26 protein-coding genes and 1 pseudogene are annotated in these 26,992 nt (G+C 64.2%); 15 read left to right on the top strand and 12 right to left on the bottom strand.

Annotation, left to right across the window (positions count from 1 at the left end):
• Window positions 1-27: 27 nt before the first annotated feature.
• Window positions 28-738 (top strand): pirin family protein, encoded by a 711-nt coding sequence (locus tag OKW37_RS08730; RefSeq protein ID WP_429406962.1) that lies wholly within the window; start codon window positions 28-30, stop codon window positions 736-738.
• 134 nt (window positions 739-872) lie between these two features.
• Here OKW37_RS08730 and OKW37_RS08735 read toward each other — a convergent pair whose 3' ends face one another.
• Window positions 873-1,406 carry a periplasmic heavy metal sensor gene (locus tag OKW37_RS08735; RefSeq protein WP_090803559.1) on the bottom strand — a complete coding sequence of 178 codons (534 nt, stop codon included), beginning with the start codon at window positions 1,404-1,406 and terminating at the stop codon, window positions 873-875.
• A 218-nt stretch (window positions 1,407-1,624) separates the two neighbouring features.
• Between OKW37_RS08735 and OKW37_RS08740 the strand changes: the two genes are divergently transcribed.
• On the top strand, window positions 1,625-2,350 hold the full coding sequence (locus tag OKW37_RS08740) for a response regulator (RefSeq protein ID WP_090803560.1): 726 nt from the start codon (window positions 1,625-1,627) through the stop codon (window positions 2,348-2,350).
• Entirely contained in the window at window positions 2,334-3,650 is a 1,317-nt protein-coding gene (locus OKW37_RS08745; RefSeq protein ID WP_429406960.1) for an ATP-binding protein, read from the top strand. The genes OKW37_RS08740 and OKW37_RS08745 overlap by 17 nt, the downstream gene beginning before the upstream one ends.
• Window positions 3,651-3,711: 61 nt before the next feature.
• Here the strand turns inward: OKW37_RS08745 and OKW37_RS08750 are convergent, their stop codons facing one another.
• Complete coding sequence (locus OKW37_RS08750) at window positions 3,712-3,978, bottom strand: hypothetical protein (RefSeq protein WP_018419782.1); 267 nt, start codon at window positions 3,976-3,978, stop codon at window positions 3,712-3,714.
• Between the two features lie 183 nt (window positions 3,979-4,161).
• Window positions 4,162-5,853 (bottom strand): sensor domain-containing diguanylate cyclase, encoded by a 1,692-nt coding sequence (locus tag OKW37_RS08755; protein ID WP_184059531.1) that lies wholly within the window; start codon window positions 5,851-5,853, stop codon window positions 4,162-4,164.
• A 781-nt stretch (window positions 5,854-6,634) separates the two neighbouring features.
• Here OKW37_RS08755 and OKW37_RS08760 point away from each other — a divergent pair.
• Window positions 6,635-8,386, top strand: coding sequence for an ABC transporter permease (locus OKW37_RS08760; protein ID WP_184059529.1), 1,752 nt, complete (start codon window positions 6,635-6,637; stop codon window positions 8,384-8,386).
• Between the two features lie 19 nt (window positions 8,387-8,405).
• Window positions 8,406-9,752 carry an AAA-associated domain-containing protein gene (locus OKW37_RS08765; protein WP_026225663.1) on the top strand — a complete coding sequence of 449 codons (1,347 nt, stop codon included), beginning with the start codon at window positions 8,406-8,408 and terminating at the stop codon, window positions 9,750-9,752.
• 67 nt (window positions 9,753-9,819) lie between these two features.
• On the opposite strand, the gene OKW37_RS08770 is transcribed toward OKW37_RS08765, so the two are convergent.
• The 3 genes from OKW37_RS08770 to OKW37_RS08780 form a co-directional block, all read right to left on the bottom strand.
• Window positions 9,820-10,356 (bottom strand): hypothetical protein, encoded by a 537-nt coding sequence (locus tag OKW37_RS08770; RefSeq protein WP_090803568.1) that lies wholly within the window; start codon window positions 10,354-10,356, stop codon window positions 9,820-9,822.
• Window positions 10,353-10,931: a hypothetical protein gene (locus OKW37_RS08775; protein WP_184059527.1), complete on the bottom strand. Its 579-nt coding sequence runs from the start codon at window positions 10,929-10,931 to the stop codon at window positions 10,353-10,355. Before OKW37_RS08775 ends, OKW37_RS08770 begins: the two co-directional genes overlap by 4 nt.
• A gap of 339 nt (window positions 10,932-11,270) precedes the next feature.
• Window positions 11,271-12,329 (bottom strand): sigma-54 interaction domain-containing protein, encoded by a 1,059-nt coding sequence (locus tag OKW37_RS08780; protein ID WP_184059525.1) that lies wholly within the window; start codon window positions 12,327-12,329, stop codon window positions 11,271-11,273.
• Window positions 12,330-12,727: 398 nt separating this feature from the next.
• Between OKW37_RS08780 and OKW37_RS08785 the strand changes: the two genes are divergently transcribed.
• The 6 genes and pseudogenes from OKW37_RS08785 to otsA all read left to right on the top strand — a co-directional run bounded on the left by OKW37_RS08785 (window position 12,728) and on the right by otsA (window position 17,520).
• A complete protein-coding gene (locus tag OKW37_RS08785) occupies window positions 12,728-13,045 on the top strand; it encodes a DUF883 family protein (protein ID WP_184059523.1) in 318 nt (105 codons plus the stop codon).
• Window positions 13,046-13,144: 99 nt separating this feature from the next.
• Entirely contained in the window at window positions 13,145-13,396 is a 252-nt protein-coding gene (locus OKW37_RS08790; protein ID WP_018419790.1) for a hypothetical protein, read from the top strand.
• Between the two features lie 269 nt (window positions 13,397-13,665).
• Entirely contained in the window at window positions 13,666-15,066 is a 1,401-nt protein-coding gene (locus OKW37_RS08795) for a sigma-54-dependent transcriptional regulator (RefSeq protein ID WP_184045722.1), read from the top strand.
• 130 nt (window positions 15,067-15,196) lie between these two features.
• A pseudogene (locus tag OKW37_RS08800) lies at window positions 15,197-15,447 on the top strand (hypothetical protein).
• A gap of 200 nt (window positions 15,448-15,647) precedes the next feature.
• Window positions 15,648-15,860: a hypothetical protein gene (locus OKW37_RS08805; RefSeq protein WP_429406957.1), complete on the top strand. Its 213-nt coding sequence runs from the start codon at window positions 15,648-15,650 to the stop codon at window positions 15,858-15,860.
• Window positions 15,861-16,092: 232 nt separating this feature from the next.
• Entirely contained in the window at window positions 16,093-17,520 is a 1,428-nt protein-coding gene (gene otsA, locus OKW37_RS08810; RefSeq protein ID WP_090803575.1) for an alpha,alpha-trehalose-phosphate synthase (UDP-forming), read from the top strand.
• Window positions 17,521-17,676: 156 nt separating this feature from the next.
• Here the strand turns inward: otsA and OKW37_RS08815 are convergent, their stop codons facing one another.
• The 5 genes from OKW37_RS08815 to OKW37_RS08835 all read right to left on the bottom strand — a co-directional run bounded on the left by OKW37_RS08815 (window position 17,677) and on the right by OKW37_RS08835 (window position 22,361).
• Window positions 17,677-19,095 (bottom strand): MFS transporter, encoded by a 1,419-nt coding sequence (locus OKW37_RS08815; protein WP_429406955.1) that lies wholly within the window; start codon window positions 19,093-19,095, stop codon window positions 17,677-17,679.
• A gap of 118 nt (window positions 19,096-19,213) precedes the next feature.
• A complete protein-coding gene (locus tag OKW37_RS08820) occupies window positions 19,214-19,717 on the bottom strand; it encodes a YbhB/YbcL family Raf kinase inhibitor-like protein (protein ID WP_018419796.1) in 504 nt (167 codons plus the stop codon).
• A gap of 241 nt (window positions 19,718-19,958) precedes the next feature.
• Window positions 19,959-20,405 (bottom strand): very short patch repair endonuclease, encoded by a 447-nt coding sequence (locus tag OKW37_RS08825; protein ID WP_429406952.1) that lies wholly within the window; start codon window positions 20,403-20,405, stop codon window positions 19,959-19,961.
• Between the two features lie 30 nt (window positions 20,406-20,435).
• Entirely contained in the window at window positions 20,436-21,728 is a 1,293-nt protein-coding gene (gene dcm, locus OKW37_RS08830; protein WP_429406950.1) for a DNA (cytosine-5-)-methyltransferase, read from the bottom strand.
• A gap of 306 nt (window positions 21,729-22,034) precedes the next feature.
• Entirely contained in the window at window positions 22,035-22,361 is a 327-nt protein-coding gene (locus OKW37_RS08835) for a hypothetical protein (RefSeq protein ID WP_184059513.1), read from the bottom strand.
• A gap of 203 nt (window positions 22,362-22,564) precedes the next feature.
• On the opposite strand from OKW37_RS08835, the gene OKW37_RS08840 reads away from it, so the two are divergent.
• The 4 genes from OKW37_RS08840 to OKW37_RS08855 all read left to right on the top strand — a co-directional run bounded on the left by OKW37_RS08840 (window position 22,565) and on the right by OKW37_RS08855 (window position 25,089).
• Window positions 22,565-22,756: a CsbD family protein gene (locus OKW37_RS08840; RefSeq protein WP_090803583.1), complete on the top strand. Its 192-nt coding sequence runs from the start codon at window positions 22,565-22,567 to the stop codon at window positions 22,754-22,756.
• Window positions 22,757-22,985: 229 nt separating this feature from the next.
• The gene (locus OKW37_RS08845) at window positions 22,986-23,207 is read left to right on the top strand and encodes a hypothetical protein (protein WP_090803585.1); all 222 of its coding nucleotides are present in this window, start codon (window positions 22,986-22,988) and stop codon (window positions 23,205-23,207) included.
• Between the two features lie 129 nt (window positions 23,208-23,336).
• The gene (locus tag OKW37_RS08850) at window positions 23,337-24,044 is read left to right on the top strand and encodes a glutathione binding-like protein (protein WP_429406948.1); all 708 of its coding nucleotides are present in this window, start codon (window positions 23,337-23,339) and stop codon (window positions 24,042-24,044) included.
• A 205-nt stretch (window positions 24,045-24,249) separates the two neighbouring features.
• Window positions 24,250-25,089, top strand: a complete 840-nt coding sequence (locus OKW37_RS08855; protein WP_429406946.1) for a hypothetical protein — start codon at window positions 24,250-24,252, stop codon at window positions 25,087-25,089.
• A gap of 24 nt (window positions 25,090-25,113) precedes the next feature.
• Here the strand turns inward: OKW37_RS08855 and OKW37_RS08860 are convergent, their stop codons facing one another.
• Window positions 25,114-26,052, bottom strand: a complete 939-nt coding sequence (locus OKW37_RS08860) for a class I SAM-dependent methyltransferase (RefSeq protein WP_429406944.1) — start codon at window positions 26,050-26,052, stop codon at window positions 25,114-25,116.
• Window positions 26,053-26,992: the final 940 nt, after the last annotated feature.

Genomic DNA, 26,992 nt, shown 5'->3' on the forward strand with positions numbered 1-26,992 from the left:
GATTGACTACTTACCGGGAGACTTTCCATGATCGAGATTCGCCGCTCCGCAGAACGCGGTCACGCCAACCACGGCTGGCTCGACTCGTATCACAGCTTCTCGTTTGCCGATTACCGCGACCCCGAGCACGTGCACTTCGGGCCGCTGCGCGTGATCAACGAAGACCGCATCGCCGGCGGTCAGGGTTTCGGCGCGCACGGGCATCGCGACATGGAGATCGTCACGTATGTGCTCGAAGGCGCGCTCGCGCATCGCGACAGCATGGGCAATGGCTCGACGATCCGTCCCGGCGATGTGCAGCGCATGAGCGCGGGCACCGGCGTGCAGCATAGCGAGTTCAAAGCGTCGCGCGACGAACTCGCGCACTTGCTGCAGATCTGGATCATCCCGCGCCGCGCGGGCGACCAGCCCGGCTACGAGGAAAAGCGCTTCGACGCCGACAGCAAGCGCGGCCGCCTGCGCGTGATCGCGTCGCCCGACGGCCGTGACGGCTCGGTGACGATCCATGCGGACGCGTCGATCTACGCGGGACTGTTCGACGGCGCCGAACACGCGACGTTCGCGCTGCCGGCGGGGCGCCTCGGCTATCTGCACGTCGCGCGCGGCACGCTGAGCGTGAACGGCACGGTGCTCGAGGCGGGCGATGCCGCGAAGCTCAGCGACGTCGACACGGTGACGCTGGAAAAGGGCGACGACGCGGAAGTGCTGCTGTTCGATCTGGGTCAGTTGAACGGCTGATTCAGGCGGTCGATTCGCGCGGGCCGCCGATCGGGCGGCGAGCAGCGCCAAACAGCAACGCCACGGAAAACCTCTTCCGTGGCGTTTTTCTATTAGCGAGGCGCCCTCCCTGGCCCGCCTCGCGAATGCGCCGCTTATTGATTGGCGGCCGGCGCCGACGCCGCGCCCTTGTGATGCTCCCAGCGCTCGCGCATCTTCTCGTGACGCTGCTCCATCCGCGCGAAGCGCTGCTTCAGCGCCGTGCTGACGGTGGTCTTCTGCTGGTCGTTCAGGCCGTTATAGAACTTCAGCCACGCGTCGGTGGTTTGTTGACGCAGTTGCGCGTCCTTCTGCTCGATCTGCTGATGCGTCGCGGCCATCGCGTTCAGATCCAGGATCGGCTGTTGCTGTGCGGCCTTGAACTGATCTTGAACCTGCTTGTGGTTGGCGCGCATCGCTTCGCGGTTCTGCTTCATCGTATCGAGCGCGTTTTGCCACAGCTTTTCCTGATCCGCGTTCAGCTTCAGCCGGTCGTGGAGTTGGGTCAGTTCCTTCATGAAGTGGCCATGCCAGCCGCCGGGCCCGCCGTGCGCCTGCTCGGCGGGTTGGGCGGCGTAAGCGGCGCCAGCGCCGATGGCGAGAGCGGTGGCAGCAACGGCGAGAACGCGCGACATCTTTTTGGTGGACATATGAGGCTCCTTGTAATGGAATAGCCGACGAAGCAACCGGTCTTTGGACTGCCTGCACTCGGTAAGGCACAGCGTAGAGAACCGCGTGCGCCGCTGTGTTACGCGCCCGGACGCCGCTATTACCAGCAATTACGTGTGGCTTTCACCGTAACACCCGGTAACCCTTCAGACCGTTTGGAAAACGAAATCCCTTTTGGCTGCGCGTTAAACTTCATTCCATGGCTACTCAAATCCTGGTCGTCGACGACGACGTCGAACTGCGCGATCTGTTGCGCGACTATCTCGCCCGTCAGGGCATCGAAGTTTCGGTGCTGCACGACGCGGGCTCGCTCGAACGGCGCCTCGAGCGCGAGCGCCCCGACCTCATCGTGCTGGACCTGATGATGCCCGGCGTGGACGGCCTCACCGCGCTGCGCAAGTTGCGTGCGTCGGGCGACGATATCCCCGTCATCATGCTGACCGCGCGTGCGGACGACGTCGATCGTATCGTCGGGCTCGAACTCGGCGCCGACGATTACCTCGGCAAACCGTTCAATCCGCGCGAACTGCTCGCGCGCGTGCAGGCGGTGCTGCGGCGGCGCCGCACGCTGCCGTCGGCGGCCGCGCCCGAGCAGCGCGAGCCGTTCAGCTTCGGCCGCTTCACGCTGGATTTCCAGTCGCGCACGCTGCATCTCGAAGACAAGCCGCTCGCGCTGTCGGGCAGCGAGTTCGCGCTGCTGAAGATTTTCGTCAATCACCCCATGCGCACGCTCACGCGCGAGCGCCTGCTGGAACTGCTGCACGGTCCCGAGTACGACGGCACCGACCGCGGCATCGACGTGCAGGTGTGGCGCCTGCGTCGCATTCTCGAAACCGATCCATCCACGCCGCGCTTCATCCAGACCGTGCGCGGCCGTGGTTACGTGTTCGTGCCGGACGGCGAGCAGCATGCGTCGGCCCATTGATTCGCTGTTCGGGCGGCTCGCGCTGCTCGTCGTCGCGGTGCTGTTGCTGTCGCATTTCGCGTGGTATGCGCTGATGCGACTCGAACGTTCGCAACTGCAAACGCGCTACGCGGTCGAGGAAGCGACCTTCCTCGTCGACGCGGTGCGTCAGCACGTCGCCCGCACACCGGATCAACCGCTGCCGTCGCGTGTGAAGCTGGTCGACCCGGCGAGTCCGGACGTGCCGGCGGCCAGCGCGAACATGCCGCCGCCGCTCGCGCGTTTCGTCGAGGACGTGCGCGACCGCATGCCGGCCGACACCCAGGTGCGCGTCGGTCCGCCCGGCGCTCCGCCCATGCTATGGGTGCGCGCCGTGACCGATCAGAACTGGATCGTCGTGCCGGTGCAGCCGCTGCGCATGCCGCGCTCGCTCGACCGCACGGTCTTGTGGCTCGTCATCATTTTCTCGTTTGCGGTGATGGCGGCGCTGTTCGCCGCGTGGGCGCTGCAGCGGCCGCTGCGCTTGCTCGCGCAGGCGGTGGCGCGCTTCGGTCGCGGGCTGCCGGTGCCGCCGGTGCCCGAGCGCGGGCCGCGCGAGTTGCGGCAACTCACCCATGGCTTCAATCAGATGGTGCAGGAAGTCGCGCGCACCGAGAACGATCGCGCGGTGATGCTTGCCGGTGTCGCGCATGACCTGAAGACGCCGCTCGCGCGTCTGCGACTGCGCGCCGAAATGATGGACGACGCGAAGACGCGCGACGGCGTCGTGCGCGACGTCGATTCGATGACGCATATCGTCGAGCAGTTCCTGCTGTTCGCGCACGACGGCGCGGACCGCAGCGAACCCGTGGAAGTGGATGCGCAGTGCGAGCGTGTCGTGCGCAGCTATCGGGCGGTGGCCAGCAGTGCGTCGACCGTGCACACGGAACTGAACGCCGGGCCGTCATTTCTGCTGCCGGCGGCCACGCTGGACCGGATTCTGTCGAATCTGATCGACAACGCGCATGCGTATGGCGCGCCGCCGGTGATCGTCGCGACCGCGCGCACACCGCAGAGCTTTACGCTATCAATTAGCGACAGCGGCACGGGCATCGCCGCCCAGGACCTGATCAACGCGAGCCGGCCGTTCGTGCGGCTCGATCCGGCGCGAGGCGGCAACGGCCATAGCGGGCTGGGCCTTGCGATCGTCGAGCGGCTCGTGCGGCGCGCGGGCGGTGAATGGGAAATCGGCAATCATGGCGGCCGCGGTTTGCGGGTGTTGATGAGTTTTCCGTTCGACGTGCTGCCGCGGGTCGCGACCGCCTCGGAAAACGCCTGGTAGAAGCAGGGGTGTTGGCGTCGCGATGCGCGCGCGAGGCGTCGGCATCGCGAGCGGCGAGAGCTCAGTCCGAAAACAGCGTATTCAACGCGTTCGCCGTTTCGCTATCGACGGTATTCCACGTCACCGATTCCGCCTCGAAGATATAGTGCGTCGTATATTTGCCGAGGCGCGCGAGTATTTCCTCCTGAATCAGTTCCGGCGCGACCTCCAGTTTCAGATACCACGCGGTCGACGACAGACGCGTCTGGAACGCGCCGTATTCGGCGAGCAGATGGTCGAAAGCATCAGCGTCGTGATCGCGACAGACGATCACCAGATTTCCCTTCATGCGAATCTCCCGTTAGTGCGGTAGTGACAATCCGATATCAGGATTGATGATACCTGCTTCGTTGCGGGAGGCTCGGCGTCGTTTTCAGCGCGGGGCAGGGTGTCGGCGTGGGTTGGCTGAGCGGAGAGGGCGATACCGTCGCGCGCTGAATCTTTCGGCGAGCGTCAGGCATTCACCTGGCATTCACCAGGCATTCACCGCGGTGCGCGTAGGCGGCGCCGTATCGTCGGGCGGCAGTGCTTCGGTGCGGTCGCGCCCGCCGGTCTTCGCCGCATACAGCGCGGTATCGGCGCGGCTCATGAGACGCTCGGGCAGATCGTCGGGCGACAGTTCGGTGATGCCGATGCTCACGCTCAGCCCCGCCGAGGCCGGCAGCTTCGGCGAGGGCACCGCTTTCAACCGCAGCCGCAGACGCTCGACGACCTCGCGCCCGCCCGTCAGATCGGTGGCCGGCAGCAGCAGGCCGAACTCTTCGCCGCCGAGCCGGCCGACCGCGTCGGAGCCACGCAGCTCGGCGCGACACGTATCGACGAAATGTTCGAGCGCGCGGTCGCCGGCGGCGTGGCCGAAGCGGTCGTTGATCTGCTTGAAGTGGTCGAGATCGGCGATCGCCATGCACAGCGGCTCGCGCCCCGCGTGCGCGCGATCGATCTCGTGGCGTAGCAGGTCGAGGAAATAGCGCCGCGACAGCGCGCCGGTCAACGCATCGTGCCGCGCCTCCGCCGACAGCAGCGTATTGGCCGACTGCAACTGCTCGGCGAGATCGCGTGTCGCGCGATGGTGGCGCCGCTCGCGCACGTAGGACACGGTGATCACCCACGCGAGCGCGACGGTGCCGGCCAGCGTCAGGAACACCAGCAGGTGGTCGCGCTTGTGGTTGCGCAGCAGCTCCGGCCACGCGGCGAGCGGATCGACCAGGTGCGCGGAGAGCCCCGAGTTCAGGCCGCCGCGGTTCTGATAGAGCGCCGGGGCCGGCTGTTCGATCATGCCGAACAGCTGCGCGGCGACCGACGCCGGCACCCACGGCGCCTGCTCACGCACTTGCGTGTCTTCGCGGATCAGCATGTCGGGGAACGTCTCCCGGCGGTAGATGATGCGCCGCTCGGCGGGGCTCATCAGCGTGACGCGCGAGTTCGGCAACGCGTGGCCTTCGAGCGCGCTGTTGTGCGCCATGATGATGACGCCGTTGTCGTCGGACACGAAGGTGCCCGCGTGCGCGACCCAGTGGCGCAACCGCGCGATGCCGACCTTCGCGACCACCGCGCCGACCAGCAGCCCGTCCGCGTACACCGGCGCGGCGATGAAGATGCCCGGCTCGCCGCTCGCGCGACCCACGCCGTAGGCTTCGGAGAATGCGCCGAGCAGCGCGTTGGTCAGATAGCCGCGCGCGCGCATGTCCACGCCGACGAACGATTGCTGCGCACCCTCGGGGTTCGACATCGTGCCGCTCGACGCGACGCAAATGCCGTTCGCGTTGACGATCCAGACCTGATCGAGCCCGGAGAAGCCCTGCGCTTCGTGCAGGAACCTGCTGACCCCGGCCATCTTCGGATCCTTGAGCAAGGCGGCTCGCAAGGCGGGTTCCGCCGCCTCGCTGTTCACGGCATAATTCTGCGATTGCACGAGGGCACGCTGGACCACGTCCATTTCGGCCATGGTTGCGGGGATGGCGCGGGACATCGCGAGGTCGCTGGCAATCACTTCAGCCATGTTGTCGACGATCGACGTGGACATTTGCCGCTGCGTGTGCAACGCCGCGTCCAGCTCTTGCTGTACCATCCGGTCCGCGACCATGCCAGCCACGAACCAGCAGACGAGTACGATCAGCACGAAGCTGACCGGCCCGGCTACCTGGCGCAAGGTTGTCCTGTTCATCGACCCTCTGATCCGTCTGGCTGTGACATGCAACTTGCTCGTTCGTGGGCAGCGCGCTCTCAACGCTGTGTCGTTATCTGCATCAGCTGCGGTTTCGTCCCGTCGCGAGCGAGGTGCGCTGCGCCGTCGCCATGCCCGGGATGATCCGCTGATAAACAGGTACGTCGTTTCCCGATTTTAACCGTCGCGGGGCACGATGCCACCGTTATTGCTGGGATGCCGCCTGCATATGCCGCGCCGATCCGATTCTTAACGGCAGCCGCGCCGCTTTCTTGATAGCTGTGCGGGCCAATGAAGCGATCGAGCGACGACGGCCGGGGCGACGCGCCGATGTGGCTTGCGCGCCACGCCGCGAGACGGCCCCGCGACGTGTCACGCTGAAGCACCGGGCAGCAGAGTACAGTGCGGCGCGGCGACGCGTGCCGGGGCTTGCTGAAGCCTTACGCCACGGCCTCGCGAGGCCCTATCGCAATTTGCGGCGAAAGGTTGTGCCTGAAACATAGGATGGTGTAGTGTCGTGCCGTCCAAAACGAGGAAAGCCCGCCAGCCCTCGGGCGGCGCCCGCGGCGACAGGAGTTCGGCGTGATGGTTGTGGTCGTGGGCGACGCGTTCACGAATCTGTCCATTGCCGGCCTATGTGTCTCCAACGCTAACGATTTACCACGCACGCGCGTTTTGCCATGCCTGATTTCCGCTTTCCGGACCGACCCATAGACCGCCGCGGAGCAGCCGCGGCCTCCTTCGAGCGTTCGAATGCCTGTTTGAAGAGGGAGGGCATCTGATGGATTTCAGCTTCAACCTGAACCGCACCGCCAATGCGTCGGCATGGCGCGTGTTGCCCAACCGCTGGGACTTCGTCGCGTTCCCGCTGATCATCTGCCTGATTGCGATGGCGTCGATCGGCTTTCACGAGACGCTCGCGCCGATGTCGACGCTAAAGACGCAGGCGATCTCGCTCGATCCGGCCAACCTGCCCGAGTACGCGATGCGCACCACGCTGCGCATGCTCGCGGCGATGGTCGCGTCGCTGATCTTCACGCTGGTCTACGGGACGCTGGCCGCCAAGAGCCGCCGCGCCGGTCTCGTGCTGGTGCCGATTCTCGACATCCTGCAGTCGGTGCCGGTGCTCGGCTACATCTCGTTCACGGTGACGTTCTTCCTCGCGATGTTCCCGGGCCGCGTGCTCGGCGCCGAACTCGCCGCGATCTTCGCGATCTTCACGAGCCAGGCGTGGAACATGACGTTCAGCTTCTATCAGTCGCTGCGCACGGTGCCGCGCGATCTCGACGAAGTCTCGCGCGGCTTTCATCTGACTTCATGGCAGCGCTTCTGGAAACTCGAAGTGCCGTTCTCGATGCCCGGCCTGATCTGGAACATGATGATGTCGATGTCGGGCGGCTGGTTCTTCGTCGTGGCTTCCGAAGCGATCACGGTCGGCAATCATACGGTTACGCTGCCGGGCATCGGCGCCTACCTGGCGCAGGCGATCAGCGACAAGAACCTGCACGCGATCGGCTGGGTCATCCTCGCGATGACGGTCGTGATTCTCGCCTACGACCAGTTGCTGTTCCGTCCGCTCGTCGCGTGGGCCGACAAGTTCCGCATGGAGTTCACGAGTTCGGGCGATGCGCCGGAATCGTGGCTGCTCGACCTGATCCGCCGCACGCGGCTGATTCACCGGTTGCTCGTGCCGCTCGGCTGGATGTTCGCGCGCGCGGCTCGGGTGCGCTTCCAACTGCCGGCGTTCAGCGCGCCGCGCTTTCACATCCCGCAGCGCGAGAAGAACTCGAAGCTCGGCGACTTCATCTGGGCGGCGATCGTGCTGCTCGCCACGGTGTATGTGGTGTACCGCGTGTTCCTGTATGTGCGGACCGGCGTGACGCTCGACGAGATCGGCCACGTGTTGGTGCTGGGCCTGATCACGCTCCTGCGTGTGGTCGTGCTGATCGCGATCGCTTCCGTGATCTGGGTGCCCGTCGGCGTGCTGATTGGCCTGCGCCCCGCGCTCGCGGAAAAGATGCAGCCACTCGCGCAGTTCCTCGCGGCGTTCCCGGCGAATTTGCTGTTCCCGGTGTTCGTGATCGCGATCGTGCGCTTTCACCTGAATCCGGACATCTGGCTGTCGCCGCTGATCGTGCTCGGCACGCAGTGGTATATCCTGTTCAACGTGATTGCAGGTGCAAGCTCGTATCCGAACGACTACCGCGAGGCGGCCAAGAATTTCCACATTCGCGGCTGGCAGTGGTGGCGTCAGGCGATGCTGCCGGGCATTTTTCCGTACTACGTGACCGGTGCGATCACCGCGTCGGGCGGCGCGTGGAACGCGAGCATCGTTGCCGAGTTCGTGCAGTGGGGCGATACCAAGGTCGCCGCGCATGGCCTCGGCGCCTATATCGCGCAGACTACCGCGGCGGGCGACTATCCGAAGATCATCGTGGGCATCGCCGTGATGTCCCTATTCGTGACCCTGTTCAACCGTCTGCTGTGGCGTCCGATGTACGCCTACGCCGAAGGCAAGCTCCGTCTAGATTGAGAAATGAAGGCTTAACGCGATGCAAAATCCTAAAGCTGCTATGACCGCCGCGCCGATCCAGACGCCGCCGAAGCCCCCGCGCCTCGGCGAGGAAATCCTGCGCGTGAAGGACGTGTGCCGCGGCTTCAACAAGACGCAGGGCGAACTGCTCGTCCTCGACGACGCGAATCTGTCGCTGCGCGAGGGCGAGATCGTCGGCTTGCTTGGCCGTTCGGGCTCGGGCAAGTCGACGCTGTTGCGCATCATCGCCGGTCTGATCGAGCCGACCGACGGCGAAGTCACGTACATGGGCAAGCCGCTCGCAGGCCCGGCCAAGGGTGTCGCGATGGTGTTCCAGACCTTCGCGCTGTTTCCGTGGCTGACCGTGCTGCAGAACGTGGAAGCGGGTCTCGAGGCGCAAGGCGTCGGTGCGTCGGAGCGGCGCACGCGCGCGCTCGCCGCGATCGACCTGATCGGCCTCGACGGCTTCGAAAACGCGTATCCGCGCGAGTTGTCGGGTGGCATGCGCCAGCGCGTCGGCTTTGCGCGCGCGCTCGTCGTCGATCCGACGCTGCTGCTGATGGACGAGCCGTTCTCCGCACTCGACGTGCTGACCGCCGAAACGCTGCGTACCGACCTGCTCGATCTGTGGACGCAGGGGCGCATGCCGATCAAGGCGGTGCTGATCGTGACGCACAACATCGAGGAAGCGGTGTTCATGTGTGACCGCATTCTGGTGCTGTCGTCGAACCCGGGCCGCGTGATCGCCGAGATCAAGGTGCCGTTCAAGCATCCGCGCAACCGTCTGGACCCGGCATTCCGCCGCCTCGTCGACGAGATCTACGCGAAGATGACCGCGCGTCAGACCGACGAAAAGACCAAGAAGGGGCTGGAGCTCGGTAGCTGGCTGCCGCACGTGTCGACCAACCTGATGGCCGGTTTGATCGAAACGCTCGCCGCCGCGCCGTATCACGGCCGCGCGGACATGCCGGAAATCGCGCGCTCGCTGCATCTGGAGGTCGACGATCTGTTCCCGATCGCCGAAGTGCTGCAGCACCTCGGTTTCGCCGACGTGCGCGAGGGCGACATTTTCCTGACGCCGCCGGCGCGCGTGTTCTCCGAGTTCGGCACGCAGGAACGGAAGATGATGTTCGCCGAGCATCTGCTGCGGCACGTGCCGCTCGCGGCGCGGATCAAGAAGGTGTTGAACGAGCGGCCCGGACATCGCGCGCCGCGCGTGCGTTTCGAGCAGGAGCTCGAGGACTTCCTGTCGGACAGCGCGGCGGAAGAGACGCTCGACGCGGTCATCAACTGGGGCCGTTACGGCGAGATCTTTTCGTATAACGACCAGACCGAAATCTTCAGTCTGGAAGACGTGGAGTCTTAAGCCTGGGTTGCCGCGGAAACGACTGCGGTTCAGACAAAAAAGCGGCGAGGAAAATCTCGCCGCTTTTTTATTGCAGATTGCCCCAGCGTGCAACTGCCGGCTCGGCCGTCGCCCACTTCCAACCCTTGTCCTGCTGGCACGCGCTCGCCGTGAACCACCTCTCGGGCGCATTCGGGCCGTCGCCGTCCTGCACCGAGAACACGAAATCCTTGCACAGCGCGAGCGCCGAGCTGAACGCGCGGGTCACGCGCACCTCGCCATGGCCGTTTTCGATCGGCAAGGTGTGCTTGACCGACCACGGTTTCGTTTCGCCGACCGGCATCGTGCCGACCAGCGCCGCCATCAGATCCTGCTGATCCTTGTGCATGCTGCGCATGTAGCGCGCGACCGCTTCGTCGGTCGCGGCCTGCACGGCCACGCCGACGCCGAGCGCGACGGCCGGATTGCTGGTCACGAGGCCCGATGCGATACCCGCCGCCGCGCCGCTCGCCGCGCCGATCGACGCGCAGCCGCTCGCCAGCAGGCTCGCGCCGACGCATAGCGCGCCGGCCGCGATGAGCCGCATCCGATCACCCATCGGAACGCCAAGCGAACGCAATTTCATTGCAGCGCACCCCAGCGCTCGGTGGCGGGTTCGGCGGACGCCCAACGCCAGTCCTTACCATCACGGCAAACCGATGCGATGTAGAACGCGCTGCTCGCGGGCTTGTCGCGCGTTGCGTTTTGATCGACGGAAAAGACGATTTCCTTGCAGTCGAGCTGGCCGGTGCTGATCAGACGGCTGACGGTCACGCGGCCGTGTTCGTCGTCTTCGATCGGGAAAGAGTGGGTGATGCTCCACGGGGCGACCGCGCCGACCTCGAGCGGACCGGCCGCCTGCGCGATGCTGTTCTGCGTATTCGTGTGAACTACGCGCTCCGAGTACTGCACACCGGCGCGCGCGGCGGCGACCGCGCCAAGACCGATACCGGTCGCGACCGCCGCATTGCTGGTGACCTTGTTGGCGACCGCGGCGCCCGCGACACCGGCGCCAGCGACCGCGCCTTCCGTGTACAACGAACTGCAGCCGCTCAATGCCGACGAAACCGCCAGCGCCAGCGCGATCAGCGCCGTTACGTGGGGGCGTTTGCCAGCGACAACGGACTTCGCGTTGACAGCCCACACCATGTTCTTTTGCATTTCTCCCGTCCCTGCCCGTACAGGTGCCTGCGTTCACGCTTCGCGCGTGTAAACGAAGGACACGTCGTTCATTATGCAGCCGCATTGTGCAGGATGCGTTTTGTAATTGGCAGCGAAAAAATGCAAGAAATTGCAAAACATCGTGCGCTGCGATGTTTTCTGTCGCATGGGCGGGCTTACCTGGCTGTGCCAGGTATTGAGGACATCAGGTGAATTTGCCGTCGGCGTGAGACGTAGAGCAGGTGAATTCGGTGCCGCGAAACGCGCGGCGAAAGGATCATGACGAACAGCGCAACAGCTGGCCGCCGCCATCGGCGGACGGCTCGCGTTGCACCGTGCCTATGAGTCGGCTTCGTCTTCCCCGCTTTCGTCGCCGTATGCGCTCAGCCGGTTGTACAGCGTTTTGAGGCTCACGCCGAGCGCTTTGGCCGCGCGTCGCTTGTCGCCGCCGCAGTACTTGAGGGTGCCGAGAATGATCTGCTTCTGCGCGTCGGCGAGCGGCGTGCCGATCCACACGCTCATCGTGTCGCCTTGAGTGACCGCTTTCTTGACTCGCGACGCAAGATGCGGATGCGGCAATTCAACCGTCTTTTCCGCGAGAATGAACGCGCGATAGACGGCGTTCTTCAACTCGCGCACGTTGCCCGGCCACGACCATGAACGCAGCGTTTCGATCGAGCGTTTGCTGAAGCTCTTGTTGGTGCCTTCCTGCTGATTCAATTGCGCGAGGAAATGTTGCGCGAGCAGCTCGCGATCGTTTTCGCGCTCGCGCAGCGGCGGCGCGCGCAGCGGAAACACCGCGAGCCGGTACATCAGATCCTCGCGCAAGCCGTTTTCCTTGACGGCTACGGCGGGGTCGCGATTGGTCGCGGCGATCACGCGCACGTTGCCGCTGATCAACTCGTTGCCGCCGACGCGATAGAACGTGCCGGTTTCGAGCGCGCGCAGCAGCTTGACCTGGCGCACCGGCGCCATTTCGGTGATTTCGTCCAGAAACAGCGTGCCGCCGTTCGCATGTTCGAAGTAGCCGACGCGGCCCTGGACCGCGCCGGTGAAGCTGCCTTTTTCGTGGCCGAACAGTTCGGCTTCGATCAGCTCATCGGGAATCGCGCCGCAGTTCACGGCGACGAACGCGCCGTCCTTGCGGCCGCTGCGCTCGTGGATGGTGCGGGCGATCAGCTCCTTGCCGGTGCCCGATTCGCCGATGATCAGCGCGGTCGCGTCGGTATCCGCGACGCGTTCGATCTGTTCGTACAGATCGAGCATTACCGGCGACGAGCCGTACAGCAGCCCGTACGATTTCAGTCCCGCGACGGCGTCCGCGACGCGCTGCTTCGCTTGTGGCGAAGCATTGCCACCGGCGGACACGGTGCGCGAGTCCAGATCGATTGACGCCATAAAAAGGGAAGTCCTGTGCAAATGGAGTTCGTGTTGCGGCGCGCAGGCCTTGAATGCGATAGACCGTACAGCCACTATCTCATAAAAGACGATTTAACCACTTCGACACTGATTCCGGCAATCGAACTGGCAGCCGCTGAAATAGCCGTGCGCGCGATCGGTCGAAAGTGCGCGAAATTGGCTTTATCAGCGCGCTGGAGCGGTAAATATACCGGGCACATGCATTGCATCATTGACCGTTTGATCGAGTCGTGCGAGGTTTGACGGCTACGTCGCAGCGCCGCCGGCCAGCGCAAACCGGCAACCCGCATCGTGCGCCCGAAGCCCGAACTGTTGCACCGGTCGACGCACCGATTCCGCGGCAACGCACGAACGCCGAATCAGACGAGGAGTAAACGATGACTGACACCACACAACAACTTGCACTCGGCGGACAGAAGATCGTCGAGGATCTTCGGGTGCTGCTGAGGGACTCGGAGGAAATGCTGCGGCTCGCCGCCAACGTGCCGGGCGAAGGCGTCGGCGCCTTGCGCGACCGGCTCGGCACGCACGTGGAAACGTTGCAATCGACGCTCGGCGATGCGCAACGCAACGTGCATCGCCGATATCGCGGGGCGGCGGTCAGCGCCGAGCACTATGTGCGCCATAACCCGTGGCGCTCGCTCGCGCTCGCGGCGGGCACCGGTTTTCTGCTCGGCGTGCTGGTCGCGCGTTAGACGCGGCGCAGCGAGCGGCGCTCGCATCGGCTCGCCGGAAGGCGCGGCGCACGCTTGGCACGGCTGCATTCATCCGCATCACGATCCAAGGAGTTCATGATGACACGACCCACAATTGGTTTTTTTGGCGCATTGATGGCAATCGGCGGCTTCCTGGCGGTTCGCTACGTGCAACACAAGCGCACGGGCCAGGTCTCACCGGCGCGCGAGCTGAGCCGCTGGGAAAACGAGGGCGGCGCGGTAGCGGCGCCGGCGACTTTGTCGACCGAGCTGGCGCCCGCCTCGCACAGCGCCAACGGCTCGGGGCAGGTCAACGGCGAACCCCGCGCATGGCCGTTTCCGCGCGGCTGACGCGGTTCGCTCGAATGCAACGCGGCCTGCGGCCGGCGCCTGGAACGGGATTGTTAAATGAATCTTGTAAAGCCGTATAATAGGTAAATAGACAACAATGACGCGGAAGTTGGCGCGAATTTGGCCGTTATTGTTGCAATTTTTCATCAAATGGTCGGCGGAACGGGACGCAGTCGAGCCCGCGTCATGCAGCCGACCGGACCCAGCCGCATGCCCATTGGCATGTTCCGCATATTTTCTGACCCACGCTTGCAGGCTTTCGAAACGCGATGCCACATGTACTCATTGTCGATGACGACGCAGGTACCCGCGAGGCACTTTCCGCCGTCATCGGGGAAGACGGGCTGACCACCGCCACCGCGGGCGATCTGCGCGAAGCGCGTATTCAACTGATCCGGCAGATGCCGGACGTCGTTTTCACCGACCTGAAGCTGCCCGACGGCAGCGGGGTCGATCTGTTCGAAGATCTCGATCCGCGCTCCGGCGTCGAAGTGATCGTGATCACCGGCCACGCGACGGTCGAGTCGGCGGTCAGCGCACTGAAAATGGGCGCGGCCGACTACCTCGTGAAGCCGATCAACATGCAGCGCGTGAAGTCGATCCTGTCGCGCCTGCCGCGCGCCGGCGACCTGAAGGCCGAAATCGGTACGCTGCGCGGCGAGTTGCGCCGCATGGGCCGCTTCGGTCTGATGCTCGGCAATTCGCCGGCGATGCAGGAGGTCTACGACCAGATCAGCCGCGTCGCGCCGACGGCGGCCTCGGTGATGCTCGTCGGCGAATCGGGCACCGGCAAGGAGGTTGCCGCGCAGACGCTGCACGAGCTGAGCCTGCGCCGCAAGCACGCGTTCCTCGCGGTCAACTGCGGCGCGATTTCGCCGAATCTGATCGAATCGGAAATGTTCGGCCACGAGCGCGGTTCGTTCACCGGCGCGGACCGGCAGCACAAGGGCTATTTCGAGCGCGCGAACGGCGGCACGCTGTTCCTCGACGAAATCACCGAGATGCCGATCGAGCTGCAGGTAAAGCTGCTGCGCGTGCTCGAGACCGGCATGTTTATGCGCGTCGGCACGACCAAGGAAATCGAAACCGACGTGCGTCTGATCGCGGCCACCAATCGCGATCCCGAGCAGGCGGTGCTCGAAGGCAAGCTGCGGCTCGATCTGTACCACCGGCTGAACGTGTTTCCGATCAGCCTGCCGCCGCTGCGCGATCGCGGCAAGGACGTCGAGCTGCTCGCGCAATCGTTCCTCGATGAGCTCAACGAGCGTCACGGCACGAAGAAGCATTTCCCTGTCGCGGTGAAGGACATGCTGCTGTCATATCCGTGGCCGGGCAATGTGCGCGAGCTGAAGAACTACGTGCAGCGCGCGCACATCATGTCGAGCGGGGATTCGGATAGCACGGCGACGGTGCCGTTGCAAATCACGCTGTCGAAGCCCGCGGCCGGCACCGCGATCACGATCCCGTTCGGCACCTCGCTCGCGGAAGCCGACCGTCAGCTGATTCTTGCGACGCTCGAGCAATGCGGCGGCGTCAAGACGCGCGCCGCGGAAATTCTCGGCATCAGCCTGAAGACGCTTTACAACCGGCTCGTCGAGTACGGCAACGATGCGCGCGACGACGGCGATCCCACCGACGAATCACGCGCACTCGGCGGCGCGGACGCCTGATCCGCGCCTCGTTCGCACGTCATCCGCGTCCCCAGTATCCGCCCGTCCGGGCTTCCGGGCGGGCACCCGAACGGCACAAGCCTTGCTGCGCTCCGGTGGAACGCAAAACGAGGTCACCGACATGCCGCACCTGCCGCATTACGCCGCCGTTTCCGCGCCGTCCAGGCGGTTGCACGCTCATCGGCCCGAACCGGTCGAGCCGCCCACTGCACCTCCCATCGCGCCGCCGGACCCGGCCGAACCCGACACGATCCCCGGCCCGACACCCGATCCGATCGAACCCGTCGAACCGGTCACGCCGCCGATCGGCGATCCGCCGCCGCAGCCGACGCAAACGCCTCAGGCCGCCGACCGTCCGTCGCAGACCCGCGGCAATGTTGATACGACCGTCGATGTCGGCGCCCTGTCGCGCACTCCATGGAACCACATCCCGCACTGCAAGGCGCCATGCCCTGGGTCGGTGCAGAACATTGCTGTATTTGTTACAAAGCCGGCGCATGTTTTACCGGCAGTTTACGGTTTCGCCCCCTAGACTGTAGGGATGCCGCGACAAGCGGCAGGCTTCCCCCGGAGGCACGATCATGAGACACCCCGCATTGCGACGTTCCGCGCGGCACTCCAGGCGCGGGCCACGGCCGGCCGAGGTCGAGACTGAGCCGGTGGTGTCGCCGGACCCGGCCGCGCAGAATCGGATCGCCCCGCATACGCCGCCGGACGGTGAGCACAACCAGGGCGGGGTGCGTCAGGAAGGCCTCGAATACCAGCGCGATCTGGGCTCGGAGCAGGATGCCTGAGGCAGCGTAGCACCCGGGCGGGGTCTCCCGGCGACCGGGATACCGGTAAGAAAGACCTCCGCATTCGTCGGATTTAACAGAAAAATTTTCTTCGCCATCCGTGATTATTGCGGGGATTTGCTCGTTTGTCACATTTTCATACAACTTTATTTCCGATATCTCATATATCGGCACGATGATTGCGTGCACCGTTTTGGCGCAATTCCGCATACAACGAAACAATGGAGCACTAATGAGCAGATTGATCGTGGTATCGAATCGTGTCGCACCGATTCAGGAAGCGCGTCCGGCGGCGGGCGGGCTCGCGATCGGCGTGCTGGACGCACTGAAGGAGACCGGCGGCGTCTGGTTCGGCTGGAGCGGCGAAACGGTCAGCGAGCCATCCGCGCCCGTGATCGAGAAGCAGGGCAACGTCACCTACGCGACTGTGGGCCTCACCAAGCGCGATTACGACGAGTACTACCGCGGTTTTTCGAACACCACGTTGTGGCCGACCTTCCACTATCGCAACGACCTGTCCCGCTACGACCGCGAGGACTACGCGGGCTACCAGCGCGTCAACGCGACGCTCGCCAAGCAGCTCAAGGAACTGCTCAAGCCCAGCGACATCATCTGGGTGCACGACTACCATCTGCTGCCGTTCGCGCGCTGCCTGCGTGAGCTCGGCGTGAAGAACCCGATCGGCTTCTTCCTGCACATTCCGTTTCCGGTGCCCGAAGTGTTGCGCACGATTCCGCCGCATGAAGAACTCGTCAAAGCGATGTGCAGCTACGACGTGATCGGCTTTCAGACCGAGGCGGATCGCCAGTCGTTCGTCGACTATATCGAGCGCGGTCACCATGGCACGTCGAGCGAAGACGGCATGGTGCACGCGTACAACCGCTTCCTGAAGGTCGGCGCGTACCCGATCGGCATCTATCCCGACGCGATCGCGAAGACCGCTGAGCAGTTCACCGACCGCAAGGCGGTGCGCAGCCTGCGCGACGGCATGCGCGGGCGCAAGCTGATCATGAGCGTCGACCGGCTCGATTATTCGAAGGGGCTGGTCGAGCGCTTCCAGGCATTCGAGCGGCTATTGCAGAACGCGCCCGGCTGGCACGGCCGCGTGTCGCTCGTGCAGATCGCGCCGCCGACCCGCGCCGACGTGCAGACCTATCAGCGCATCCGGCAAACGCTCGAAGGCGAGGCGGGCCGCATCAACGGCCGGTTCGCGCAACTCGACTGGACGCCGATCCAGTATCTGAACCGCAAGTACGAGCGCAATCTGCTGATGGCGCTCTTCCGCCAGTCGCAGGTCGGCTATGTGACGCCGTTGCGCGACGGCATGAATCTGGTGGCCAAGGAGTACGTCGCGTCGCAGGATCCGGCCGATCCGGGCGTACTCGTGCTGTCGCAATTCGCGGGCGCGGCCGAGCAGTTGCCGGGCGCGCTCGTCGTCAATCCGTTCGATCTGTCGCAGATGGCTGAAGCGCTCGAGCGCGCATTAGCGATGCCGCTCGCCGAACGTCAGGCGCGTCATGCGGACATGATGGAGCCGATGCGCGAGAGCAACCTGTCGGTGTGGCGCGATACGTTGCTCGATGATCTGCGCCACGTCGCGACCGCGTCTTCGGTGACGGCCAAAGCGGTAAAGCTCGCTGACGTGACGGCATCGCCCTGAGCCGACAGGCGCGGCCCGCGCGGGCGGGCGGCGCGTGTGTGCCGCTCACGTCGTGCATGGAGTGACAGGGAAGATCAAAGCAAAAAGGCGTGCATCGCCTCGTGCGATGCGCGCCTTTTTATCGTGCATGTCTTGCACGCATAACGGCCACAGCCCTCAGGCCGGCTGCGCCGCCTTCTGCATGACCCGCATCGTGCTGACGACCGCCGCGACCGCCGAGAACCCCGCGGCCACGTACAGCGCGATGATCGTCCCGCTCTGCGGCGCGACGCCGAAGATCAGCGCGACCAGCGCCGCGCCGAGCGTTTGCCCGGTCAGGCGCGCAGTGCCGAGCATGCCGCTCGCGCCGCCGCTGCGTTCGCGCGGCGCGGACGACAGCATCGTGCGATTGTTCGGCGACTGGAAGATGCCGAAGCCCGCGCCGCACAGCGCCATGCGCCACGAAATCTGCAGCGCGTCCGGGTGAGGCCCGAGCGTCGCGAGCAGCAGCAGGCCGACGGTCATCGCGGCGAGCCCGACGCCGCCGAGCCAGCCGGCCGATATCCTGTCCGACAGCACGCCGGCAATGGGCGCCGCGATGATGATGATCGCAGGCCACGGCGTCATCAAAAGACCCGTTTCGACCTGCGACATGCCGAACGTTTCCTGCAGCAGGAACGGCAGCGACACGAACGCGAGCATCTGCGCGCAGAACGAGCAGACCGACGTGCCGATCGACAGCGCGAACACCGGAATACGCAGCAGGTCGATCGGCAGCAGCGGGGCGGGCCGCGTCAGCTGGCGACGCACGAAGAAGTAGCCGATGACCAGCGCTCCGAGCGCCTCGAGCGTCACGTAGCCGAAACGCTCGCCGTGGCCGAGGCCATCGACCGCGAAAATCAGCAGGCCGAACACGAACGCGTTCATCACCGCGCTCAGATAGTCGTACGGGGATTCGTGGCCGGGGTTCATCGGCAGCGCCTTGAAGCCGCCGACGATCGCCGCGATCCCGATCGGCACGTTGATCGCGAACAGCCACGGCCAGCTCGCGATCGCGAGCACGCCCGAGGCGACCGTCGGCCCGACCGCCGACGACACCGCCACCACCATCGCGTTGATCGAGACGCCGCGCCCGAGCTGGTTGGGCGGATAGATCATGCGCACGATCGCGGTGTTCACGCTCATGATGCCGGCCGCGCCGAAGCCCTGGATCACTCGCGCGAGCGCGAGCGTCGCCAGCGAGTTCGACAGCGCGCAACCGAACGACGCGATCGTGAACAGGATCAGGCCCGACAGATAAATGCGCCGGTAGCCGATGCGGTCGCCGAGCGACGCGAGCGGCAGCAGCGAGATCGTGATCGCGAGCTGATACGCGTTGACGACCCAGATCGACGCGGCGGCGCTCGCATTGAGGTTGCGCGCGATCGTCGGCAGCGCGACGTTGGCGATCGCGCTGTCGAGCACCGCGAGCGTCAGCGAGAGCGCGATGACGAGCATCGCCCAGTAGCGTTGTGGGACCGGTAGGCCCAGTTCCTTGCCTTCGAAGCGGGAAGTGGAGGACGTCGAGCCGTCCGTGCGCGGGGAGGGTGCGTGCATCGATTGTTTGATTTGTCGGAGATGTTGGCGCGCCTGTGCGCGGCTCACGCGCTGGCCGCTGCGGGGCGTATCGGTCGGCGCGGCGCCGGCGTTACCGGGCGCCGGCGCCGCGCGTCCGTTATTTGAGTTCGTAAAGGCCCGTGTGGGTCGTCGAATCGATTTCGTTCAGGTGCGTCATGAAGCGCGCGACCGCGTTGGTGGTTTCCGCGCTGACCGGCAGATGCGGCACTTTCAGCGCATGCAGCCGGAAGATATAGCGATGCGTGCGATCGCCGCGCGGCGGCGCGGCGCCGCCGAAGCCGACCGTCCCATAGTCGTTGCGCACCTGCATCGCGCCCTGCGGCAGCAGCGAGCCGTCGGCCTTGCCGGCGTTGCGCGGCAGCGAGCGCGCGTCGGCCGGAATGTTCACGACGACCCAATGCCAGAAGCCGCTGCCGGTCGGCGCGTCGGGATCGTGAACGGTGAGCGCGAAGCTTTGCGTGTCCGCGGGCGGCGCTTCCCATTGCAGCGACGGCGAGATGTTTTCGCCGTCGCCGCCGAACGCCTTGTCGTTGTACTCGTGGGCTCTCGGCATGAAGCCGTTGGTGGGAAAATCGTCGGACCAGAGACGGAAGTCAGCCATGATGTGCCTCCCTTGTTGATTGGTTCTGGGATCGTCGGAGTTCGCGATGTCGCGGCGGGCGAGGCGCATCTCGTGGCATGCCGAAGCGCGTGAGGACGTGCCGCGAAAGCGCCTGGAAGCACCCGGAAAACGCCGCCGAAGCGTGCCTCGAAGGCATCTCGAAAGCGCGCCGGGTGAGCTTTTCGAGTGTAGCACCAGCGGCCGCGAGACTCGCGCGAGCCGGGCAGGTCGCGCGCGGTTTTCAGCCGCGTTCCTCCAACTCCGGCGCGTCGCTTCCGATCCACGCGACGAGCCGCTCGATCACGCCCGCGATATCGCGATTCGCGCCCCGCAAAGCGCATTCCCACACGATCGCGACGCGCCAGCCGCTCGCGAGCAGCGCGGCGCGCACCTTGTCGTCGTTGCTGCGATTGCGGCCGATCTTGTCGCGCCAGAAGTCGGGCCGCGTCTGGGGCCATTTGAACAGATGACAGTCGTGGCCATGCCAGAAGCAGCCATGCACGAGCACCACCGCGCGATAGCGCGGCAGCACGATGTCGGGGCGGCCGGGCAGATCGCGCGCGTCGAGCCGGAAGCGCAGGCCCCGCCGATGCAGCAGGCTGCGGATCAGGATCTCCGGCTTGGTGTTGCGGCCGCGAATGCCGGACATCATCCGGCTGCGCGTCGCGCTATCGACGATATCGACCATCGTCAGCGGGCCAACGGGTCGCGCGGCCGCTCACGCGTAGAGCGGCAGGGAGTGTTTCGACGCATCGCGGCTCGGGTGGGCAAGCAGGGTTTGCACATGCGGCAGCATGATACGCGCCACTTCGCGCATCACCGGCATCACGACGCTATTGCCGAACTGCCGGTAGGCCTGCGTATCGCTGACCGGAATCCTGAAGGTGTCGGGAAAGCCCATCAGTCGCGCGCATTCGCGCGGCGTCAGGCGACGCGGGCGCAGCGCCTCGCCCTGATAGACGAGAATTTCGGAGCCGTCCTTGTGATAGCGCGCCGACAGCGTGCGCGTCACGCTGTCCGGATAGGCCATGCCGAAACCGAAGCCGTTGCCCGCCGCACGATGCTTGGCCGCGTAGTTTTGCAGATACGCCCACAGCTTCGGGGTGAGCGTGTACTTCGGCTGCACGCGGCGCGCGGTGTGGTCGAAGAAGCGGTCATGGTCCCACGGCAGCACCGGTTCCGTGCCGTCCGTGCGATGCAGGATCGCGCCGAGCCGCGGACCCTGTTCGGGCAGGCGCAGGTCGTCCCATGTGAACCCGGTCTTGCCGCGAAAGCCCACCACGATGATGCGCTCGCGATGCTGAGGCGTGAAATGCTGGCCATCGATCACGCGGTAGTGCACCTCGTAGCCGAGCTCGTCGCGCAGCGTTTGCAGGATCACGTCGAAGGTGCGGCCCTTGTCGTGCGACAGCAGGTTCTTTACGTTTTCGAGCAGGAACGCGGCGGGGCGCTTCGCGGCGATGATGCGCGCGACGTCGAAAAACAGCGTGCCCTGGGTCGTGCATTCGAAGCCGTGCGGCCGGCCAAGCGCGTTTTTCTTGCTGACGCCGGCGATCGAAAACGGCTGGCACGGAAAGCCGCCGAGCAGCACGTCGTGGCTCGGCACGTCCTCGGCGGGAAACGTGACGATGTCGCCGATCAGCGCGTGCGCGCCGCCGCTCGCGGAGTTGTCGCCGTGGTTCTCGCGATAAGTCCGCGTCGAGAACTCGTTCCACTCGCTGGTGAACACGCATTCGCCGCCGTGCGCCTCGAAGCCCATGCGAATGCCGCCGATACCCGCGAACAGATCGATGAAGCGGAAGCGCGCCGCGTCGGCCGCGTGTTGCGCCTCACGCGCGCCTTGCCGCAGCAGATCGCGCAACGCGGGTTCCAGCATCGCGGGACAAGCCGTTTCACCTTTTTCCCAGCGACGCACCGTCTTGATGTCCTTGCCGACATGGGCTGCGATTTCGCGTTGGGTGAAACGGGCGCGCGCCTGCTTGAGCAGGTCGAACGGGGCGGCGAGGGTCACGTGGCGTCCTTGCTGGGAATTTTTGCGGACATTATGACCTAAGGTCGTCCCCTTTCCCTATTGTCGGCGCCGATTGATCAGGAATTTTTCGCGATACGTCGCGCCGCTGCGTTTGTCTGCGGCGAAACATGCCGGTGACGAATGCGGATAGACGCTTGTCCCGTGACGCTGGTTTCCGGCGTTGCGACGTGTGTTGGCGGCCGCGACCTCGTGCCCGGCCGCTTTTTTTGCGGCGCGCAAGACGAGCCGCGGGCCGGCTTGGCGCCACGCGTGCGGGTGCAGCGGGTGGGGCGGATGCGGATGCGGTCAGGCCGACTTCACCTTCTTCACCGGGCCAGCCGGCTCGAATCGCGAGGTCGGCGCGGGCGCGAAGCGTTCCCATTCGGGCAGCGGCGTCGAGGCCAGCCGATCGAGTTGCAGCAGCAGGCTATCGACTTTGTCCAATTGGGCGGTAGAAAGCTGGCCGCTGTCGACCAGCGCGGTCAGTCGTTTGCGCCAATAGGTGGCTGGCAGGATCGGACCGCCGAAATCGCCGCGCAGCGATACGTGCATCACCCGCGCGATGTGCGCGATGTCGTGATCGATCAACGCAGCTTGCGATGATCCCGAAATCGTAGTCTCCGTGCGGTCCATGACTCCTCCCTGAGCGCATTTACGGCGGTGCGCGGCGAGACTTTAGGCCTTTTGATAAAAAATTTGCCCGATCGCGCGTCGGCGTTCGTCGGTGTCGCGGCCCGGCGCGCGCAGCAGCTCCCGGGAACAGCCGTTGCTGCTTCCCACACACCGGCGCGATACCGCGCCGGCATTTCCGTCGACTACGCATATGGGAGCCGAGCATGAACAAGGATCAAGTGAAGGGCGTTGGCGAGCAGGTCAAGGGCAAGGTCAACGAGGCCGTCGGCAAGGCCACGAAGGACCCTGCGAAGGAACTCAAGGGCGACCTGCAGCAGGGCGCCGGCAAGGTGCAGAAGGCCTATGGCGATGCGAAGGAAGACGCCAGGGACGATGCAAAGCGCGGTCGTCACTGAACCCGTTCGATGCAGGTTGCCGTAACGGCGGAGGCGTCGCGATCGTCGCGGCGCCTTTGTTTTTTGTACGGCGCAGGTCGGACACGACGCGTCCGATTTCACCAGTTGGGTCACGGCTGACGTTGGCGCGGCGGCCGGCCTGGGAGTAACCCGTGATCGCGATGATCGGCATTCCGCACGCGCTGCGAGCCCTTTAGACTTGGCGCAATCCCATCAGGAGGTCGCGCCAATGACACCCGAAAAGATACTTTCGATGTTTGAACGGCAGTATTTGGAAGGCAAGGCGCCGCCCGATCTCGAAGCGACCTGCGCGAACTTCGCGACGTGGCTCGCGACCGCGTGGGAACTGCTCGACGGCACCGAAAAGACGCTGCTGCTGACGGTCGGCGCGGCGCTGTGGCGCGAGGGCTTCAACGTGCGCGCGGGTACGGCGACGAAGGACTTGTGGTGAACCGCCGATCGCGAACGGCGCTGTTGCCGCAACGTTTGTAGGGTCTTCACGCGGCCTCGCACGCGTTGTGGCGAGTCGGTTTATATTGGGCGGTCTTGCAATTTCTGTCCCATAGGGCGACCCGAACCCATGACCGATTTATCCGCTTTCGCGATCACGAAGAAATGGCCGGCCGAGCATCCGGACCGGATTCAGCTCTATTCGCTGCCGACGCCCAATGGCGTAAAAATCTCGATCATGCTCGAGGAAACCGGCTTGCCGTACGAGCCACATCTGGTGCGCTTCGATGCCAACGATCAGATGACGCCGGCGTTTCTGTCGTTGAACCCGAACAACAAGATTCCGGCGATCCTCGATCCGAACGGTCCCGACGGCAAACCGCTGCCGCTGTTCGAATCGGGCGCGATCCTGATTTATCTCGCCGACAAAAGCGGCCGGCTGATCCCCCGGGACGCCGCCGGGCGCTACGAGACGATCCAGTGGGTGATGTTCCAGATGGGCGGCATCGGTCCGATGTTCGGCCAGGTCGGCTTCTTCCACAAATTCGCCGGCAGGGAGTACGAGGACAAGCGTCCGCGCGATCGCTACATCGCCGAATCGAAGCGGCTGCTCGGCGTGCTGGAGCAGCGCCTGGAAGGACGCACATGGGTGATGGGCGATCAGTATTCGATCGCCGATATCGCGATCTTCCCGTGGGTGCGCAATCTGGTCGGCTTCTATGAGGCGGGAGAACTGGTCGGCATTCAGGACTTCCCGAACGTGCGGCGCGTGCTGGCGGCGTTCGTCGAGCGTCCGGCGGTGGTGCGCGGCCTGAATATTCCGCAGCGGCCGGCTTGATGGCCTGTTGCGCGCGCTCGCCGCGCTGGGCGTCGTCGCGTTTCATACCGACGGCATCGTTGCCGAGCATGGCTGGCTCGTCCATGTTTTTCCGCGTAATACCGCTGAGCGCGTATAACCTTTGAGGTGAGTAAAGTTCTTACCGGCTTATCGGGCGAGAATCGCGCGACAGCGCTGTGACGCGACCGGACGAAAAGGTGAAGCAATGAGCGCCGTTACATTGTTCGCGTGGTCCGTTCCGGCGTATTTCCAGGATTCCGTGGTCGACCATACATGGGTGACGACCTACGACAGCCGCGTGAAGATTTACCCAGCGCTGGCGGACGTCCTGATCGCGGGCGAGCACTATTGGTACAGCTGGGGCAGCTTCCACGCCCGAGGTGGGACGCCGGTCAGTGCGGATGGTTTTTTGGCTTCCGGCGCGGCAAATCTGCTTTATGCTAGTTGTCTATGTAAGCCCGATGTGGACTCGAACATCGATCCGGCCGCTCGTGGAACGATATTCAGCTATGGTCGCGATGGTGTATGCCATCAGCTGTCAAACCAGATTCTTTGGGCGACCGGCAGCGGTGGAGCGGCTCAAGCTACCGTCCGCAAGTCCAGGGGCTACTGGTTGAGCATCGCGATCTTCGGACCATACGGCAAGCAGCATGCTGCATGGGCGAGCAAGAAGATTCAGTGCTCGACACCAAGCGGGAGTGACGCGATGAAGCCAGGACATCAGGAATCCGATGTCGACGATTTTCAGGAGCATCTTCAGGCGACTTTGAAGGGTCCCGACGCGGATGCGAAAATCAAGTCGTTGATGAATCATCGACGCGCATTTATGGTGCGGGTCGAGCGTTTGCAACCTGCCCCGCAGGGCAGCGATGTTCCGTCCGCCTCGGAGCTGAACCAGGCCTATTCGTCTTTTCTCCACGACGCTGCTGACATTCTGGGTCCCGAGGACTTCGAGCGAGTTTTTGGTGAACGCCCAAAGGATCAGATGAACGTCGTCGATCCTTCGATATACGAGCAAAGTGTCCGTCGGCCGATGCAAAAATAATGGAGCCGCTGGACTGGCGTCGTCTCAAACGCGTTTCGCGATCACCGTCGTCGAACTCGCAATGTCGAGATTCTTTTTCGCGCTTAGCTGCTTCACAAACGATCGATCCAGCAACGTCGGCGGCCCTTGCAGAATTTCTTCGACCGTGAGCGCCTTGAATTCCTTCAGCGCATTCTCGTCGAGACCATCGGCCCATTCGCTCATGATCCAGTAAATCGACCAGATGGCCGATGTCGATTCCGGTACGTACACACGTTCGACATTGATCGCAGATCCGAACAGGTTGAGAATCCCCTCGGCTGTCATGTTGTAGTAGTGATGCGGGTAGCCGTGAGTAGGTTGAGTGAGCGGAACCACCACGACCAGATCGCCTCCTGGCTTCAACACGCGAAGAATCTCTTTGGCGGCAGTGAATGGGTCCTTCACATGTTCGAGGACATTCAACGACAGAAGGCCATCGAACGATGCATCTTTGAATGGCAGAACTTCGCCGACACCTCGCACATCGGTGGATGGATAGTTGGTGATGTCGAAATTGATCACGTTTTCGTAGATCGCGGGACGGCTGCCGGCCCCACAATCCAGAATGATTCCCGACGGATGGCGCTCGATCATACTCAGTGCATCCTGATCGTACAGATTGCTTCCGGCCAGTTCCGAGTCGTAAATGTCGAACTGGGAGCGCAGGTCGGGCGACAAAAAATCGAAAAATTTTCCGTCGTCACTAAATGGCATATCAGTGCGAAGGACAGACGATATTCTTTTTCTTCGTTCCTGCCTGGATTGGGCCGCCACCAGTGCATCTTGCCTGCGATGACTTTCGGCGCTTCCGAAAACTTCGAAATGCGATCTTCCCGATCGTAATGCGCCGAGCCTGACAGCCGCAGCGACGTCCGGATTTGCGGCGAGATAGGCCTGCTCACAAAAATTCAACGCGGTAACGCATTCAAGCGCTTGATCCATGTCGGTCCTCGGAAACGTTTCGAAGTCGGCTCGCCGATTATAGCGATCTGAGATTTCCGGGAGCGGCCTGATTTTCCGGGGTTGTCGAACGGGTGGTTCGCCTGGAAGGCGGATCGGCAACGAAAAGCACCGCAGCGCAAGGTGTGCGGGGCTTTTAAGAGCACTGGTGGCCGGTTGGTCCCCTGACAGAATTCATACGTCAAGGCTGGCGGTGTTTGCGGGGAGTTTTCGATTTTTTGTGCCCCCCACCTGTGCCCCTCGAATCGGTCTCCTGAGGAAAAACGGGTGCGATTCCTGTATGACCTGGATGCGGCGCAATCGATCGCGGGGCGATTGATTTGCTTGTATAGCCCCCTAAAGCGGGGCCGCTTCACATCCGGCGTCACATAAGAGAGTAGTTTTTCGCCGCTTCGCCGCCTCAGTGCTGCTCCGCATTCAGCAGCATCTAGACTCGTCTCCTCCTTGCAGGAATCCTTGCAAGTCCGGTTTTTCGTCCGGCCTTTTCGGCGCTTCGGCGCGCGCACGGCCGTGCGTGGTGACGCATGGCGGACCGGCGCAGGACGAGTGTCAACGATTGTGTCGGACCTGTCGCTCCGTTCCCGGCTTTGTGCTACATAGCCTCTTCAAATCGCTTTTTTTGGAGGAGGCACAAGTTGATGGGATTACAGACAGATGGCGATTGACTTCGACGTCGGAACGCATCGGCGCTGCACGCTCTACACGCGACATGAGTATCACGGTAATGCCCTGAGCAACGAGGCGCGCGCCGGCCGCCAGTTCATTACCTCGGCAGGATTGCGGGAATTCACGCGCGACACACGTCAGCTGGCGCGGCTCGTCGAATTCATGCGCAACGCGCGCAGTGGTGCATACGCGAGTAGCGCTGCTCCAGAGCAGACCGCCCGGGCGCTACAGAACGCCGTCGAACGTGGCGATGTGA

Origin of the sequence: Paraburkholderia sp. MM5482-R2, from assembly GCF_050436125.1 — a bacterium.
In the GTDB taxonomy this organism is placed as follows: Bacteria; Pseudomonadota; Gammaproteobacteria; order Burkholderiales; family Burkholderiaceae; genus Paraburkholderia; species Paraburkholderia tuberum.